This is a genomic window from Mycobacterium scrofulaceum (assembly GCF_001667885.1).
Taxonomy (GTDB): domain Bacteria; phylum Actinomycetota; class Actinomycetes; order Mycobacteriales; family Mycobacteriaceae; genus Mycobacterium; species Mycobacterium scrofulaceum_C.
Genome location: NZ_LZJW01000104.1, coordinates 1 through 15,981 on the forward strand (window position 1 = coordinate 1; position 15,981 = coordinate 15,981).

The 15,981-nt window shown below is 66.7% G+C and carries 14 protein-coding genes and 1 pseudogene; 12 read left to right on the forward strand and 3 right to left on the reverse strand.

Annotated elements, in window-relative coordinates:
- The 5 genes and pseudogenes from A5681_RS16520 to A5681_RS16540 all read left to right on the forward strand — a co-directional run.
- Positions 1-324: pseudogene (locus A5681_RS16520) on the forward strand (hydroxylase); the annotation flags it as partial.
- A gap of 9 nt (positions 325-333) precedes the next feature.
- Positions 334-1,242, forward strand: a complete 909-nt coding sequence (bphC, locus tag A5681_RS16525; protein ID WP_067277005.1) for a biphenyl-2,3-diol 1,2-dioxygenase — start codon at positions 334-336, stop codon at positions 1,240-1,242.
- On the forward strand, positions 1,239-2,705 hold the full coding sequence (locus A5681_RS16530) for an FAD-dependent oxidoreductase (RefSeq protein ID WP_067277010.1): 1,467 nt from the start codon (positions 1,239-1,241) through the stop codon (positions 2,703-2,705). The genes bphC and A5681_RS16530 overlap by 4 nt, the downstream gene beginning before the upstream one ends.
- Positions 2,706-2,860: 155 nt before the next feature.
- Positions 2,861-3,694 (forward strand): IclR family transcriptional regulator, encoded by an 834-nt coding sequence (locus A5681_RS16535; RefSeq protein WP_067277012.1) that lies wholly within the window; start codon positions 2,861-2,863, stop codon positions 3,692-3,694.
- On the forward strand, positions 3,691-4,620 hold the full coding sequence (locus A5681_RS16540; RefSeq protein ID WP_067277015.1) for an alpha/beta hydrolase: 930 nt from the start codon (positions 3,691-3,693) through the stop codon (positions 4,618-4,620). Before A5681_RS16535 ends, A5681_RS16540 begins: the two co-directional genes overlap by 4 nt.
- Here A5681_RS16540 and A5681_RS16545 read toward each other — a convergent pair whose 3' ends face one another.
- Entirely contained in the window at positions 4,621-5,844 is a 1,224-nt protein-coding gene (locus A5681_RS16545; RefSeq protein ID WP_067277018.1) for an NADH:flavin oxidoreductase, read from the reverse strand. It lies immediately after the preceding gene.
- 101 nt (positions 5,845-5,945) lie between these two features.
- On the opposite strand from A5681_RS16545, the gene A5681_RS16550 reads away from it, so the two are divergent.
- Both A5681_RS16550 and A5681_RS16555 read left to right on the forward strand, forming a co-directional pair.
- Positions 5,946-6,293 (forward strand): hypothetical protein, encoded by a 348-nt coding sequence (locus A5681_RS16550; protein ID WP_067277021.1) that lies wholly within the window; start codon positions 5,946-5,948, stop codon positions 6,291-6,293.
- Positions 6,286-6,924: a Dabb family protein gene (locus tag A5681_RS16555; RefSeq protein ID WP_067277025.1), complete on the forward strand. Its 639-nt coding sequence runs from the start codon at positions 6,286-6,288 to the stop codon at positions 6,922-6,924. Before A5681_RS16550 ends, A5681_RS16555 begins: the two co-directional genes overlap by 8 nt.
- A gap of 53 nt (positions 6,925-6,977) precedes the next feature.
- On the opposite strand, the gene A5681_RS16560 is transcribed toward A5681_RS16555, so the two are convergent.
- Positions 6,978-7,865: an SDR family NAD(P)-dependent oxidoreductase gene (locus A5681_RS16560; RefSeq protein ID WP_067277028.1), complete on the reverse strand. Its 888-nt coding sequence runs from the start codon at positions 7,863-7,865 to the stop codon at positions 6,978-6,980.
- Positions 7,862-9,790, reverse strand: coding sequence for a flavin-containing monooxygenase (locus A5681_RS16565; protein ID WP_067277106.1), 1,929 nt, complete (start codon positions 9,788-9,790; stop codon positions 7,862-7,864). Before A5681_RS16565 ends, A5681_RS16560 begins: the two co-directional genes overlap by 4 nt.
- Before the next feature lie 101 nt (positions 9,791-9,891).
- Between A5681_RS16565 and A5681_RS16570 the strand changes: the two genes are divergently transcribed.
- Genes A5681_RS16570 through A5681_RS16590 form a run of 5 tightly spaced genes read left to right on the forward strand, consistent with a single transcriptional unit; the run spans position 9,892 to position 15,975 of the window.
- Positions 9,892-11,502, forward strand: coding sequence for an acyl-CoA synthetase (locus A5681_RS16570; RefSeq protein WP_067277035.1), 1,611 nt, complete (start codon positions 9,892-9,894; stop codon positions 11,500-11,502).
- A 15-nt stretch (positions 11,503-11,517) separates the two neighbouring features.
- Positions 11,518-12,624: a zinc-binding dehydrogenase gene (locus A5681_RS16575; protein ID WP_067277038.1), complete on the forward strand. Its 1,107-nt coding sequence runs from the start codon at positions 11,518-11,520 to the stop codon at positions 12,622-12,624.
- 23 nt (positions 12,625-12,647) lie between these two features.
- The gene (locus A5681_RS16580; RefSeq protein ID WP_067277042.1) at positions 12,648-14,066 is read left to right on the forward strand and encodes an aldehyde dehydrogenase family protein; all 1,419 of its coding nucleotides are present in this window, start codon (positions 12,648-12,650) and stop codon (positions 14,064-14,066) included.
- Positions 14,063-14,839 carry a crotonase/enoyl-CoA hydratase family protein gene (locus A5681_RS16585; protein ID WP_067277045.1) on the forward strand — a complete coding sequence of 259 codons (777 nt, stop codon included), beginning with the start codon at positions 14,063-14,065 and terminating at the stop codon, positions 14,837-14,839. Before A5681_RS16580 ends, A5681_RS16585 begins: the two co-directional genes overlap by 4 nt.
- Positions 14,839-15,975: an acyl-CoA dehydrogenase family protein gene (locus A5681_RS16590; protein WP_067277112.1), complete on the forward strand. Its 1,137-nt coding sequence runs from the start codon at positions 14,839-14,841 to the stop codon at positions 15,973-15,975. Before A5681_RS16585 ends, A5681_RS16590 begins: the two co-directional genes overlap by 1 nt.
- Positions 15,976-15,981 lie beyond the last annotated feature (6 nt).

Below are 15,981 nucleotides of genomic sequence, written 5' to 3' on the forward strand. Positions count from 1 at the left end.
GCCGGCCGCCAGGAACTGCTGGCCAACGCCGACCGCATCTACGACATGGTCGCCGCCGGCAAGGAGGTGTCGTTCGCGGACCGGGCGGCCGGTCGGCGCACCCAGATCCGCGCGGTGTGGCGCGCGGTCGCCGCGGTCGACGAGATCTTCGCCCGCTCGGGGGGCAACGCGGCCCGCATGGACAAGCCGCTGCAACGGTATTGGCGCGACGTGCATGTCGGCCAATTGCACGCCATCCACATGCCGGGCACCACCTATCACGCGTCGGCGCTCAGTTCGCTGGGCATCGAGCCGCCCGAGGGCCCCCTGCGGGCTTTGATCTAGGAGAGCACGTTGACCAACCTGAAAAGCCTTGGCTACATCACCATTTCGACGAATGACATCGACCGCTGGCGGCAATTCGCCTTCGGCGTACTGGGTTTCGCCGAGGGTAAGGGCCCCGACCCCGAGGCGCTGTACCTGCGGATGGACGAGCGCGCCGCCCGGCTCATCGTGGTGCCCGGTGATACCGACCGGGTGCTGACGGTCGGTTGGGAGGTGCGTGATCGCCCGGCGCTGCAACGGGTCAAGGCGACCCTGGACGGCGCCGGAACCCCGTTCAAGCAGCTGTCCGCCGACGAGGCCGAGGCCCGCCGTGTGGAAGAGGTGATCACGTTCGAGGACCCGGCCGGCACGACGCTCGAGGTCTTCCACGGCGCGGTGCTCGACCACAGCCCCGTCGTCACCCCGTTCGGCGCGAAATTCGTCACCGGCGACCAGGGCATGGGCCACGTCGTGGTGCCGGCGATGGACCCGAACGGGCTGTTCGACTTCTACACCGAGGTGCTGGGTTTCCGTTCGCGAGGGGCGTTCCGGGTGCCGCTGCCCAAAGAGTTCGGGCCGGTGCGGGTTCGCTTCCTGGGCATCAACGAACGCCACCACAGCCTGGCGATCGTGCCGGCCGCACATCAGCGCGACCCGCGACTGGTGCACATCATGGTGGAGGTCGACAGCCTCGACGCCGTCGGGCAGGCGCTGGACCGCGTGAACGCCGAGGGCTTCCAGCTGTCCTCCACGCTGGGCCGGCACACCAACGACAAGATGGTGTCGTTCTACGTGCGCGCCCCCGGCGACTGGGACATCGAGTTCGGCACCGACGGCATGCGCGTCGACGAAACCTATTACACCGCAGAGGAAATCACCGCCGACAGCTACTGGGGTCATCAGTGGATCGGCGAAATGCCGGCGGCCATGCGGCTATGACGCCGGATGCCGACGTCACGCCGGTCCCAGCCGCGTCGATCACGTCGTGGGATGACGAGGCCGACGTGGTCATCGCCGGCTACGGGGTGGCCGGCGCCGCCGCGGCGGTGGAGGCGGCGCGCTCCGGCGCCGACGTGCTGGTGTTGGAACGCACCGGTTCGTGGGGCGGCGCGGCGGCGATGGCCGGCGGGTTCATCTACCTCGGCGGCGGGACGCCCCTGCAAAAAGCCTGCGGCTTCGACGATTCGGTGGACAACATGGCGGCGTTCCTCAACGTCGCGATGGGACCGGGCGCCGACGCGGACCGGATCGCCGACTACTGCGCCGGCAGCGTCGCCCACTTCGACTGGCTGGTCGGCTGCGGCGTCCCGTTCAAGGCGGAGTTCTTCTCCGAACCCGGCTGGGAACCGATGGGCGACCAGGGCCTGATGTACAGCGGCGGCGAAAACGCTTACCCGTTCAACACGATCGCCTCCCCCGCCCCGCGCGGACACGTCCCGCAGATGTCCAACAAGAAACAGGGCGAAGCCAGCGCGGGCTACATGCTGATGAAGCCGCTCGTCGAAACCGCCACCGCCGCCGGCGCGCGCGCTCTCTACGACGTGCGCGTGCAACGCCTCGTGGTCGAAGCCGACGGCCGGGTGGTCGGGGTTCGCGCCCGCCGGTACGGCACCGAGATTTCGGTCCGGGCGCGGCGCGGCGTGGTCCTGGCCATGGGCAGCTTCGCCTACAACGACGCGATGGTGGCGCGGTACGCCCCGCGGATCGCCGGCCGCCCGGCCGCCTCGATCGAGCAGCACGACGGCCAGGCCATCCGCATGGCGCAGGCGCTGGGCGCCGACCTGGCGCACATGGATGCCACCGAGGTCGCTATCTTCATCGACCCCCAGCAGCTGGTGCGCGGCATCCTGGTCAACGGCCGCGGCCAGCGCTACGTCGCCGAGGACACCTACCCGGGCCGCATCGGCCAGCTCACGCTCTACCAGCAGGACAACATCGCCTACCTGATCATCGACGACGACGCCCAGCAAGAGGCGATGGCGTCGTGGTCCCCGAAATTCATGCTGCGGCCGGCGACCTGGGTGGCCGACAGCGTCGCCGACCTGGAACGCGAGATGGGCCTGGCGCCGGGATGCCTGCAGGCGACCGTCGCCGCCTTCAACGAGGCCGCCGCCCACGGCGAGGACCCGCTGCTGCACAAGAAGCCGGAGTGGTGCAAGCCCATCGGCTCCCCGGTCGGCGCGATCGACCTGCGGGAGAACACCGGTGGTTTCACCCTGGGCGGCCTGGCCACCACGCTCGACGCCGAGGTGCTCCACGTCAGCGGAGACCCCATCCCCGGCCTGTTCGCCGCCGGTCGCTGCACCGCCGGCCTGGCCGCCTGGGGCTACGCCAGCGGCGTCTCGCTCGGCGACGGCAGCTTCTACGGCCGGCGCGCGGGCCGATCTGCGGCCAAGGGCTGAGCGACCTGCACTGATCCCTGCATCCCCACCCGACACAGCTGTGGCCGGTGGCGCTTTTGGCATGCCATGTGACAGCGCGCACAAGGGTATGGTACAAACTGAGGTATCTCTAATAGACATATCGCAGCCAGATGCAATGGAGCTTTGGAGGACCGATGTCAGCGCCCCTGGAAACAGCAACTCCCACCGCCGTCATCGACCGCGTCTCCTTGGTACTGGACGCCTTCGAAGGGCCGGGTCGGCTAACGCTGGCCCAGATCGTGCGTCGCACGGGCCTGCCGCGCTCGTCGGCGCACCGGATGCTTGAGCGGTTGGTTCAACTGCGCTGGTTACGCCGCAACGGCCGCGATTACGAGCTCGGCATGCGGCTTGTGGAGTTGGGCTCACTGGCCGTGCACCAAGACCGCCTGGTGCGCGCGGCCGCCCCCTTGCTGGGCGAATTGCACCGCGCCACCGGCCTTGTCGTTCATCTAGCGGTGCTGGACGGGCCGGACGTTGTCTACCTCGACAAGATCGGTGACCGACTGATCAACGCGATCCCCACCCGGGTCGGGGGTCGGCAACCCGCGCACTGTACCGCGGTCGGCAAAGCCATCCTGGCCTATGGCGACCAGCAGGCCGACGTTGATCTGCAGGCCCGCAAGACCAAGTTTTCCATTTGCACCGGCTCGCAACTTGCCGCTGAGTTGGCCAAGGTGCGCGCCCACGGCGTCGCCTTCGAGCGCGAGGAGTCGCTGCTGGGTTTTGGCTGCGTGGCAGCCCCAATCGGCAACCCCGGTGAAGCGATTGCCGCGGTGTCGGTATGCGCACCGATGAATCGCATGGTGTTCGATCAGCGACTAACCACCCCGGTCCGCATGACCGCGGTGAACATCTGGCGCAACATCGAAGACGGCGCCCACCGGGTGGCGCCCACGTTGCAAACCATGCGACCGCTGCGGCCCCACCGCCCGATTCCGGCGCCGCAGCCCACCTTGCAGTACGCGTGAACCTCGACCCCCAGGTCGCCGCGCTGATCGAGGGGCTGGACGCGGGCTTTCCGCCGGTGCACACCATGACGGGCGCCCAAGCCAGGGCAGCCATCCGCGAGAGGTTGGTGCCGCCCGCCCAGCCCGAGCCGGTCGCCGCAGTCCGAGATCACACCATTTCGGGCGCCGGTGCTGACATCCCGATACGGATCTACGTGCCCCGCGGCCATGCCGACGACGGGGGCCTGCCGATCCTGGTATACGCGCACGGCGGCGGATTCGTGTTTTGCGACCTCGACAGCCACGATGGCCTATGCCGCAGTCTGGCCAACCTCGTTCCCGCCGTGGTGGTTTCCGTCGGGTATCGGCTGGCTCCAGAAAACCCGTGGCCTGCCGCGGCCGAGGACGTGTACACCGCGACGCGGTGGGCCGCCGACGTCGACGGCGCCGGCCGCGGAGGTTCGCGCGCGGTTGTGGTGGGCGGCGACAGCGCAGGGGGCAACCTGGCCGCCGTCGTGGCGTTGATGGCGCGCGATCGTGGTGGCCCGGCGATTGCCGCGCAGTTGCTGCTCTACCCGATGCTCGCGGCCGGTTTCGACACCGAGTCATATCGACTGTTCGGCAAGGGTTTCTACAATCCGACTGCTGCGCTGCAATGGTATTGGGACCAGTACGTGCCCGCACCCGCCGACCGCGACCATCCCTACGCCTCCCCCCTGCGAGCGGACCTCCACGGGCTACCGCCCGCGGTGCTGGTCACGGCCGGGCACGATCCGCTTCGGGACGAAGCCATCGCCTACGCCGACGCGCTGCGATCCGCGGGGATAGTCGCCGTGCGGTGCGGCTTCGAGGGGGGCATCCACGGGTTCATGACGATGCCGATGCTCGACATCGCTCACGAAGCCCGGCGGCAGGCGTGCCGCGAGTTGGCCGCGCTGCTGGGGTGATTACCGTGCTGCGGGCTGGGCGGGCTGCTCGTCGATCTTGGTAGGTGGTCCGTAGCGTTGGTCGGGATCCAGCACGCAGTGGGTGCGACCGAAAACGGTGACCATGCACTTGTTGTTGTGGTTGCATCGGCTGCGAGTGGCCGGGTCGGCGATCATTTTGTTGACCAGGTCGGGTTCCCGCAGCAGCGCCCGACCCATCGCCACGAAGTCAAATCCCTCCTCTCGCGCGGTCTCGACGTGGTCGCGGCGGGTGATGCCGCCCAGCAGGATCAGTTTGGTGTTGCGCATCACCGGCACGAATTGGCGTGCGGCTTCGAGCATATAGAGGTCGCTGTACGGGTAGCTGCCCATCACGCGCTTGCCGGCCAGCCTGATGGCAGGCCGTAGCGCGGCCGGCATGACGCGGGCGAATTCGCGCACCGGGACGTCGCCCCGGAACAGGTACATCGGTTTGAAGACCGAGGACCCTTGGGTCAGTTCGAGCGCGTCGAGAGTGCCGTCGGTGTCGAGGAGTTGCGCGGTGCGCAACGCCTCATCGATCCAGATACCGCCGGGCAGTCCGTCGTCCATATTCAGTTTGGCGATGACCGCTACCTGTCGGGCGGCCACCTCGCGGACGCGTTCGGCGATCTCCCGTGACAGGCGGGAACGGTTGTCGATGGAGCCGCCGTACTCGTCCTTGCGGCGGTTGATGAGTGGGCTCAAAAACGAGCTCGGCAGATACAGGTGTCCGAAATGCAGTTCAACTGCGTCGAATCCGGCATCGATGGCTAGCTGGGTCGCCGCGCCGAACTGGTCGATGACCGTTGCTATCTCGTCGCGGGTGATCGCCCGGCAGTAGGCCAACGACGTCGGATTGACAAACCGGCTCGGTGACAGGGCGGTCACCCCGGTCAGCGCCCTGGGGGCTACCACCCCGGCATGGCCCAGCTGGGCCGAGATGGCCGCACCCGCCCCATGCACGGCATCGGTAAGTCCGCGCAGGCCGGGCAGCGCTTGTGAGCTCATGACGATCTGCCCCGGGGCGCTGGCGCCCTCGGGCGCGACACAGCAGTAGGCCACCGTCGTCATGCCCACCCCCCCGTCGGCGAACGCCCGGTGAAAGGCGATGAGATCATCGGTCACCAACCCCTGGGGCGATCGGCCTTCGGAGGTCGCGGCCTTGATGATCGGGTTGCGCAAGGTGGCCGGACCGAGCTGCACGGGACTGAAGGAAGCGCTCATGCTCACACCGTGGTGCCCAGCCGGATGGGGGGCAATGAGGTCCTCCCGATGGCCGGGACTGAACCTGTCCGGGGGTGCACACGGTCGGTACGGTCACGCCCATGGCCGACGGTCGGATTTTCGTGATCGACAGGGTGGTGACGCGGCCTGGCTGCGCACGGAAGTTCGTGGAGACCTACCTCGCCGAGTACGCGCCCGGCGCCCGCTCCCGCGGAATGACGCTGCGCGATGTCCTGGTTAGTCCCCCGATCTGGTTCACGGACCAATCCAACACCGTCACCATCACCTGGGCCCTGCCCAGCGCCCAGGCGTGGTGGGAGATGACCTGGAAGGGCCGCCCCGACCCGACGCTGGGCAAGTGGTGGGACCAGATCGAGGAACTCGTCGCCGAGCGGTCCCGCTCGGTCGCCGCGGCCGCCGACGACGTCGACGGACTCTGCGATGTATAACGTCACCCGCCTCCTCGACGTCGCAGACGAACACCGCGACCGGATACTCACGCTGGTGCGCGCGAGCGCTGAGGCGACCGGCGCCCGTCACCGGCTCGTCGAACCGACGCTGCCCGGGGCGCGCAACGGCGGTGACGTCCTAGTCCACTTGAGGTTCGATTCCCCGAGTCAATGGCTCACCGCCGCAGACGATTTCACCGCGATTTTGGGCGATCCCGCGATCACCCATGTCAACGGGGTCAGCTACAGGGGTGCTCCAACTCCCAATGGCGGCCGACCGGGCACGGTCTACCGGGCCCTGCTTTTACGGGTGCTGCCCGACACCGATGCCGACACCGTTGCGCGTTTCGAGGATGAGTTGGCCTCGATGCCGCGCTTCATACCGACGATCAGGGCATGGCAGCTCAGCCGGGTCGACGATGCGGTCGGGGCATCACGATGGACTCATGTATTCGAGCAAGAGTTCAGCGACGTCGATGCGCTGATGGGGCCGTACCTGATGCATCCGATCCACTGGGCGGTCGTGGACCGCTGGTTTGATCCCGAATGCCCCGATGTCATCATTCGAGACCGAGTGTGCCACAGCTTCTGTCGATGCGATCACCCGGTCTTGACCGCGTCGCCCACCTAGTCGGTCTCGGGGCTCGTCGGTGCCGGGCGGATCTCCGTTGTCCGCCGAGGGACTCACATCCCGTCGGGCAGGCTGTTCGGATTAGCGTTCGCCGGCGGTTTGAGTGGCGGCAGTTCGGTTTTTCCGTCCAGGCTGCGCACCCGCAGCCGTTGTGACCACGAGTAGTGCAAGCTAAACGCCACCAGGCCGGTGCGTTCGGCCGCCGGTAGATGACACATTGCCAGCACGGTTTCGGCCAGATACTCCACCGGTTCGGTTGGAAAGCCCTCTGGGATAAGCGAGGATGCGCCGGGAGTGCGCACCGCGGTCGACGGGCCAACGCAATTCACCGCGATGTTCGCGTCGAGCAGCTCGGCGGCCACCCCTTGGGTGAATCGGTGCAGTGCGGCCTTGCACGACGCGTAGATAACATCGCCGGAGGTCTTGTTGTAATCGCGGTACGGCCGCACCGGTGCCACACCGGTGACCGAGCCGATGTTGACGATCCACCCGCCGCCCAGTTTGCGCATGTGCGGAACCGCGGCCTTGGTCAACACGAAGGGGGTGCGCAGATAGTGCTCGACGGTGCGGTCGAAGGTCTGCAGCGGCATGTCCTCGATGACCGAGTAGTCGGCGAAGCCGGCGTTGTTGACCAAGATGTCGATGCGGCCTGTGCGGTCGAGCACCTGGTCGACCAGGGTCTCGCGCGCCTGGGCGTCTTCGAAGTCGGCGACCACCCCGAAGGCCGACCCGCCGGCAGCTTCGATCAGGCCGATGGTCTCCTCGATCGTGCCGGGTAGCGTGCGATCGGACCCGGCGCGCTGCGAGCGTGAGGGCGCGTGAGCGCGCGCCGTCACCGCGACGGTGGCACCCTCGGCCGCCAGCCGTTGGGCCACCGCGCGACCGATGCCGCGGCTGCTTCCCGTCACCAAAGCCGTTTTGCCAGTGAGTAACTCGTTCACCGCAGGGTAAAGTCCTGCTCGATCGGCGCCCGGTGCTGATGCCAGACGTCGACCAGTCGGTACGGGGTGGCCACCACTACCCGGCCCGAGCCGGACCGGTAGTAGGTGTGGGCGTTGGGTGTGTGGCACCATACCGTGCCGAGCATCGCCTCATCGATCGCGGCAACGTAATCCTCGTAGGCCTGCTGGGTGACCTCGATCGTGGTGGCGCCGCGCAGCGCCATCAACTGCAAGCATTCGACGATGTAGTGCGCGAGCACCTCCATAGAGAAGTTGGCTCCCGCACCGTGTCCAGGGCTGTAGTTGGGTGCCGACATGATGAACAGGTTGGGAAAGCTGGGCACCGTGCCACCACGGTACGCACGGGGGTTGTCACCCCATTCGTCAGCCAGCCTCTTGCCGCCGCGTCCGCGTATGTCCACGGTGGACAAGAAGTCCAGGTAGTAGCCGGTCGCGTAGATGATGACATCGAGGTCGATCTGCCGGCCGTCTTGAGTGACAATGCCTTTCGGGTTGACCTCGGCCGGCTCGCTGGCCTCCACGTCGACATGGTCGCGAGTCAGCGCCGCATAGTAGCCGCCCGGGTCGCGGATGATCCGCTTGCCGTAGGGGGCGAAGTCCGGGGTGACCTTCTTGGCCAGCTCGGTGTCTTTCCCGAAGGTGTCCTCGATGTAGCGCAGGCACATCTGCAAAAGGACGTCATTGGCCGGCGAAATCGACAGGTGGTCTTTGTTCCAGTCCGGGTCTTGCAGGATGATCGGGTAGTTGTTGTCCGCGGTGGCCCAATAAGACTTGAGTCGGTGCCACTTCGCGTAGTAGGGCAGGTGCCGTCCCAGGTAACGCCGGAACGGGGGCACCTCATCGGTCAGCCGCTTACGCGGCGCCACCCAGTGTGGCTGCCGCTGGAACACCGTCAGGTGCTCGACCTGGTCGACACACGCGTCGACGATCTGGACGGCGGTGCAGCCCGCCCCGATCACGGCCACCTTCTTGCCGGTGAGATCGAGTGAAGAATCCCACAGCGCCGAATGAATGCTGGTGCCCGCGAAGGTGTCTCGACCCTTGATATCCGGCCAGCGCGGCCGGTTGAGGTAGCCCGCCGCGGCGACCACGACGCTGGCGTAGCTGATCGTGCGGCGGCCCTGGGCATCGACCGCATGGAGTTGCCATTGGTTACGTTCGTCGTCCCACCACAGCGCCTCGATCTCGGTGCCGAACCGAATGTGGTCGCGCAGCTTGTGTTTATCGGCCAGCGTCACCAAATAGTTCTGATATTCCCCACCCTGCGGGTAGTAGCTGCTCCAGTCCGGGTTCACCTCCCACGACAGCGAGTAGTACGCCGACGGCGTATCCACACCTATGCCGGGGTACGTGGTGGTCAGCCAGGTGCCGCCGACCTCGTCATTGCGGTCGAAGATCTCAAACGCGACTCCCTCAGCGGCGGCGGCCAGCGCGACGCTGATTCCGGCCAGACCGGCACCGATGATGGCGATGGTGATCGTCTCGGGGATCGGCACAGTCCGCGGCAAGGTTGGCTGTGACTGCTGGAAGCCGCCCTGTTCGAGCAACAGGTCCACCTGCTCGTCGTCGACCGGCGACCCCAGCGCTACAGGTAGCAGCCGGGCGAAGAAGTCCCGGTCCACGGGGGCTGTCGCGTCGGCGCACCGTGGCCGTCCCAGCGCGTCGACGAGGGCCTCCACCAGCGATTCGGCCGTGTCGGGGTCTGTGACGCCGGCCTGCTCGGGCGGGTCGGCAACATAGGAGATCTTGGGCGCGTAGGTGTCGATCACCGATACGTCGCCGGTAAGCTGCGCCAGCACCGCCAGCAGAACAGCCGGGTCAGCCTGACGCAGGTTGGTGCGCAGCTCGTCGGGGTCAGGAGCGGCCGGTCCGGTGGGCGACGTCGATTCGGTAGCGGCGGTCATGCCATCGAGTCTGAGGCCCACGGTCAGCCCGGGCACCGCTGTTGTCTACTCAGCGGGATGCCAGCATCACCGAAACGGCATCGGGACCTAGTGTTCGTCGCATGCAACCGGCGCACCGCGACGAGCGAGTGACACTCGAACTCGACGCCACGATCGCCCAGGCGCGCAGTCAGTCGCTGGGAGATATCCCCCGCCGGTCAGCCCGCCGACACCCGGACAAAACCGCGATCATCGACGGTGATGTGGTGCTGACCTTCGCCGACTTCGACCAGCTGGTGGACAAAGCCGCAGCCGCGCTGCGCGACAACGGCTTTGCCCCCGGCGATCGCGTGGCGCTGCTGTCCCACAACTGCTGGCAGTTCGCGGTCTTGGCATTCGCGACCGCGCGCGCGGGGGTGGTCCTGGTGCCCATCAATTTCATGCTCACGGCCGAGGAGATCGCCTATATCCTCGGTCATAGCCGGGTCCGTGGATTCATCGTCGAATCCGCCCTGACGGGGGTAGCCGAAGAGGCGATGCGCTTGGGCGGGGCGGACACGACAAAGGTTGCGCTGACGGCCGACGGGGCCATCCCTCCGGCCGGCTGGCACGACTTCGCTCAGTGGCTCACGACGACCACGGCCGCACCGAACCCGCCCATCGGCGATGAGCAACTCGTGCGGCTGATGTACACCAGTGGCACCGAATCACGGCCCAAGGCCGTGATGCACACCAGTCGCAGCCTGATGTGGCAGTACGTCAGCACCATCGTGGCCGGCGCGATGTCGCCGGACGACGTCGAAATCCACTCACTGCCGCTCTATCACTGCGCGCAGTTGGACAACTTCTTGGCCACCGACCTCTATCTGGGAGCGACCAGCATTATCCTGCCGCGGCCGGACCCCGAATTGGTCCTGCGCACCATCGCGCGTTATGGGGTGACGAATTACTTTGCGCCACCGACGGTGTGGATTTCGCTGCTGCGTTGCCCGATCTTCGACGACGTCGACCTGTCCAGCCTGCGCAAGGGCTACTACGGCGCCTCACCGATGCCCGCCGAGGTGCTGCACGAAATACGCAGACGGTTGCCGAATCTGAGGCTGTGGAACTTTTACGGTCAAACCGAGATGGCGCCGCTGGCCTCGGCGTTGGGACCTGACGAGCAGGACGCGCACGCCGGCGCGGCCGGACGCCCAGTGGTCAACGTCGAAACCACCATCCTCGATGACCACGACTCCCCCGTAGCCCCCGGCATCGTGGGTGAAGTCGCCCACCGCAGCCCCCATCTGATGCTCGGCTATCTGGACGACCCTGCTAAAACGGCGGAGGCCTTCCGCGGCGGCTGGTTTCATTCCGGCGACCTGGGCTACTACGACGAGCACGGACTGCTGCACGTTGTGGACCGCAAAAAAGACATGATCAAAACCGGAGGCGAGAACGTCGCCAGCCGCGAGGTCGAAGAAATTCTCTACCGCCACAACGGGATCCAGGAGGCCGCCGTATTCGGCCTGATGCATCCGGTCTGGGTGGAAGCCGTGGTCGCCGCGGTAGTACCCCGCGACGGCGTCACCCTCACCGAGGACGACGTCGTCGTGCACTGCCGGCAGCACCTCGCGGGCTTCAAGACGCCCAAACGGGTCTTCTTCGTCGATTCACTGCCGAAAAACCCCAGCGGCAAACTTCTCAAGCGGGAGTTGCGCGACGCTTTCACCCTCGAATTCACCAACCAATGAAGGGACCGCTCTGTCGTGTTTAAAGGCCGAATCGCGCGATTCGACGAACCGGGTAAGCCGTTCGACATCGAAACGGTCAGCCTCCCGGAGGTGGGGCCCGGTCAGATCCTGATCAAGGTGAGTCGTGCCAACATCTGCGGCTCTGACCTACACGCCTGGCACGGGACGTTCGCTACCGGCGGCCTGGGAGGTCAACTTCCCACCGTGTTGGGCCATGAAATGGTAGGCGCGATCGAAGCGCTCGGCGCTGGGGTCACCATCGATTCTGATGGCGCGCCGCTGACGGTGGGCACGCGAGTGGTCTTTCCCTACTTCTTCTCGTGTCACACGTGCCGAAACTGCCTGGCGGGCAGGCGCAACGCCTGTCTGAAACTGACAATGGCCATGCTCGGCCACGCCGACGAGCCACCCTATTTCGTGGGCGGCTACGCCGATTACTTCCTGCTGCCCGCCGGGGCAGTGGTCTACACGGTCCCCGATTCGGTATCCGATGACATCGCCGCGGGCGCCAATTGCGCTCTGTCACAGGTTATGTACGGTCTGGAGCGTGTCGACCTGCAGCTCGGCGAATCGGTGGTGGTGCAGGGTGCGGGGGCATTGGGTCTGTATGCAGTGGCGGTGGCAAAAGCGCGCGGGGCTGCCCAGGTGATCGCCATCGACGGTGTGGCCGAACGCCTAGAGCTGGCGACCGCCTTCGGCGCCGACACGGTCATCGACATCAACGACGTCGCGACGGTCAAAGACCGGACCAAGCTCGTGCGACAACTGACTGACGGCCGGGGCGCCGATGTCGTCGTCGAGGTGGTCGGCCACCCCTCGGCCATAGACGAAGGCCTCAAGATGCTCGGCCAGTTCGGCCGCTACGTGGAGATCGGAAACATCAACATTGGCAAGACCTTCGAACTCGACCCGTCCCGTTTTGTCTTCGGCAACAAGATGATGGTCGGCGTCTCGTTGTACGACCCCATCGTGTTGTCGCGGGCGCTGAAGTTTCTCGAACAGCATCAGGCGAGGCTGCCGTTGCACCGGCTGACCGCGGCCTGCTACCCACTCGACGACATCAACGACGCCTTCGCCGCGGCCGAGAGCAAGCGCGACATTCGCGCGAGCATCGTGCCCTAACGACAGAAAGCAGACCACAACCAATGCATGACTACGCAAGGAAGACATTGTTCATCGGCGGCGAGTGGATCACGCCCCCGGGCGGGGACCTCATCGAGGTGATCGACCCCTCGACAGAACAGGTCATCGGCACAGTTCCCGCAGGTACCGAAGCCGACGTCGATGCGGCGGTGTCCGCAGCACGGCGCGCCTTTGACCCGCTGATCAGCGTCGCCGAGCGCCGCCGGCGCGTCGCGGCGGTGATCACCGCCCTGGAGAAGCGGCTGCCCGACATCGCCGAGACAATCACCCGGGAAATGGGTGCGCCGGTGCGCGTCGCGCAGACCGTGCAGACCCAAGTCCCGCTGGCGGTGGCCCGCGGATTCGCTGCCGTTCTTGATGGTTTCGAGTTCGAAGAACGAGTGGGGAACTCGCTGATCCTGCGCGAACCCTACGGCGTGGTCGGCGCAATCACCCCCTGGAACTATCCGCTGTATCAGGTGGTCGCCAAGGTGCTCCCGGCGATCGCGGCCGGTTGCACGGTGGTTCTCAAACCCAGCAATGAAGCACCGTTGTCGGTGTTCGAGTTCGTCGAGGCCCTCGAGGAGGGCGGTCTGCCCGCCGGTGTGGTGAACCTGGTTTCGGGGCGCGGTGCGCGGGTCGGCGAGCGTATCGCCGCCCATCCCGAAATCGACTTCGTCTCGTTCACCGGTTCCACGGGCGTCGGAGCCCGCGTCGGGGAGTTGGCCGGGCGGTCGGTGAAGAAGGTCGCGCTTGAACTTGGCGGCAAGTCTGCCAATGTCATCCTCGATGACGCCGACCTCGCGACCGCGGTCAAGGTCGGAGTGGGCAACGCGTTCCTCAACGGCGGCCAGACCTGCATGGCCTGGACACGGATGCTGGTGCCCCAGTCCCGCTACGGTGAGGCCCTGGCGCTGATCGAGGCCGCCGTGTCGAAATACACCGTGGGCGATCCGCTCGACCCGGCGACCCGAATCGGACCCTCGGCGTCGGCGGGCCAGTTCGAAACCGTGCGGGGTTTCATCGAACGCGCCCGACGCGACGGTGCGCGCCTGCTCACCGGCGGCGCCGAGCCGATCCGGGAGGTCGGCTACTACATCGCACCCACGGTGTTCGCCGACGTCGACCCGGACTCCGAACTCGGCCAAGAAGAGGTCTTCGGTCCCGTCCTGGCGGTCATCCCGTTTGCCGACGAGACCGACGCCCTGCGTATCGCCAACGGCACCCCATACGGCCTCTCGGGCGCGGTGTGGGCCGCCGACACCGACCGCGCCATCAGCTTTGCGCGCGCCGTGCAGACCGGTCAGCTCGACATCAACGGCGGCAAGTACAACCCGGTGGCACCGTTCGGCGGCTACAAGAAATCTGGCATCGGACGTGAACTCGGCCGCGCCGGATTCGAAGAGTACTTGCAGACCAAGTCCCTACAGCTGCCGGCATGAGCGGGCCTCTCGACATCGGGACCAGCGGACCCACGCAGGAATGGACGATCGACCTGCCGCACCTCGGCAACGCGATCACCGACAAAGCGTTCATCTCCGCGTTCGAGTCCGCAGTCGATAATGCCAACGCCGACATCGACATTCGGGCGGTGATCCTCACCGGGCGCGGCAAGATCTTCTCCGCCGGCGGCAACGTCAAAGAGATGGCAGACCGAGACGGCATCTTCGGCCTGGACGCTCGGGCACAACGCCACGCCTACATCGACGGCATCCAACGGATTCCGCGGGCACTGGCCCGCCTCGAGGTTCCGCTGATCGCTGCAGTCAATGGGCCGGCCATCGGCGCCGGTTGCGATCTGGCGATGATGTGCGACATCCGAGTCGCCTCTGAGCGGGCGTCCTTCGCCGAGAGCTTCGTACAGCTCGGTCTGATCCCTGGCGACGGGGGCACCTGGTTTCTGCCGCGGGCGGTCGGCTACGAGCGCGCCGCCGAGATGACCTTCACCGGCGACCGCATCGACGCTGCGACCGCCCTGCAGTGGGGCATGGTCAGCCGGGTGGTGCCCCACGACGACGTGCTCTCCCACGCGCACGCGCTGGCCGAGCGCATCGTCAAGAACCCGCCGCACGCGCTGCGGATGGCCAAGCGGTTGCTGCGGGAATCGCAGACGGCATCACTGGAGACCACGCTGGGGATGGCCGCGGCAATGCAGCCGCTGGCACACTGCGATCCCGAACATGAACGCCGTATCGCCAAGTGGAAGACGACCTGATGGCGCTACCCAGGTTGGTGCCCCCGGCTGCCGTGGGCCCGTCGACGCAGGCGCTACGCGCGGAGGTCCGCCAGTTTCTCGCCGACCAACGCGCCGCAGGCGCCTACACCCCATCGGTGGATGCCTGGCTCACGGGGTGGGACGAGAATTTCACTGCCGCCCTCGCGGCGCGTGGCTGGATCGGTATGACGGTCCCCGTCGAGTACGGCGGACACGGTCGCTCATTTCTCGAACGGTTCGCGGTCACCGAGGAGCTGCTGGCCGCCGGCGCGCCGGTCGCCGCGCACTGGATCGCCGACCGCCAGATCGTGCCTTCGCTGCTGAAATACGGCACCGAACTGCAGAAGTCGCAATTTCTGCCCCGGATCGTACGTGGCGACTGCTTCTTCGCCATCGGCATGAGCGAACCGGATTCCGGTTCTGATCTGGCCAGCGTGCGCACCCACGCCGTGCGCGTGGAGGGCGGTTGGTCGCTATCGGGCACAAAGCTTTGGACGTCGGGCGCCCACCGCGCCCACGCGTTCATCGTCCTTGCCCGCACTGCACCGGTGGATCCAGGCCAGCGCCATGCCGGGCTCAGCCAGTTCATCGTCGACCTACGCGGTTCGGGGGTGCAGGTCCGTCCGATCATTTCGATGAACGGAGCCCATCACTTCAACGAGGTGATCCTCGACCAGGCATTCGTGCCCGACGCCATGGTGTTCGGTGACATCGGTGCCGGCTGGACGCAGGTGACGTCCGAGTTGAGTTTCGAGCGCAGCGGACCCGAACGCTTCCTGTCCACTTTCGTTCTGCTCGCAGCGACCACCGCCGACATGGCGAGCCAGCGCATCTCGCGAGATGAGAGCCTCGGGCGCCTGGTGGCCCGGGTCGCCGCCTTGCACCAGATGTCGACCGCAGTCGCCGGAGCCCTGGAGCGCCGCGAGCCCGCTGACGTAGCCGCGGCTGTGGTCAAGGTGTTGGGCACCACCGTCGAAGGTGACATCGCCGACTTCGCCGACCGGCATGGCGGCGGTGATGCGGCATCCTCGGAACTGATAACCGCCGCGGTGGACCAACGCCCCGGCTTTACCCTGCGTGGCGGAACCAACGAGGTGTTGCGCGGTGTGATTGCCCGCGGATTGGGGATCCGTTGACAACCT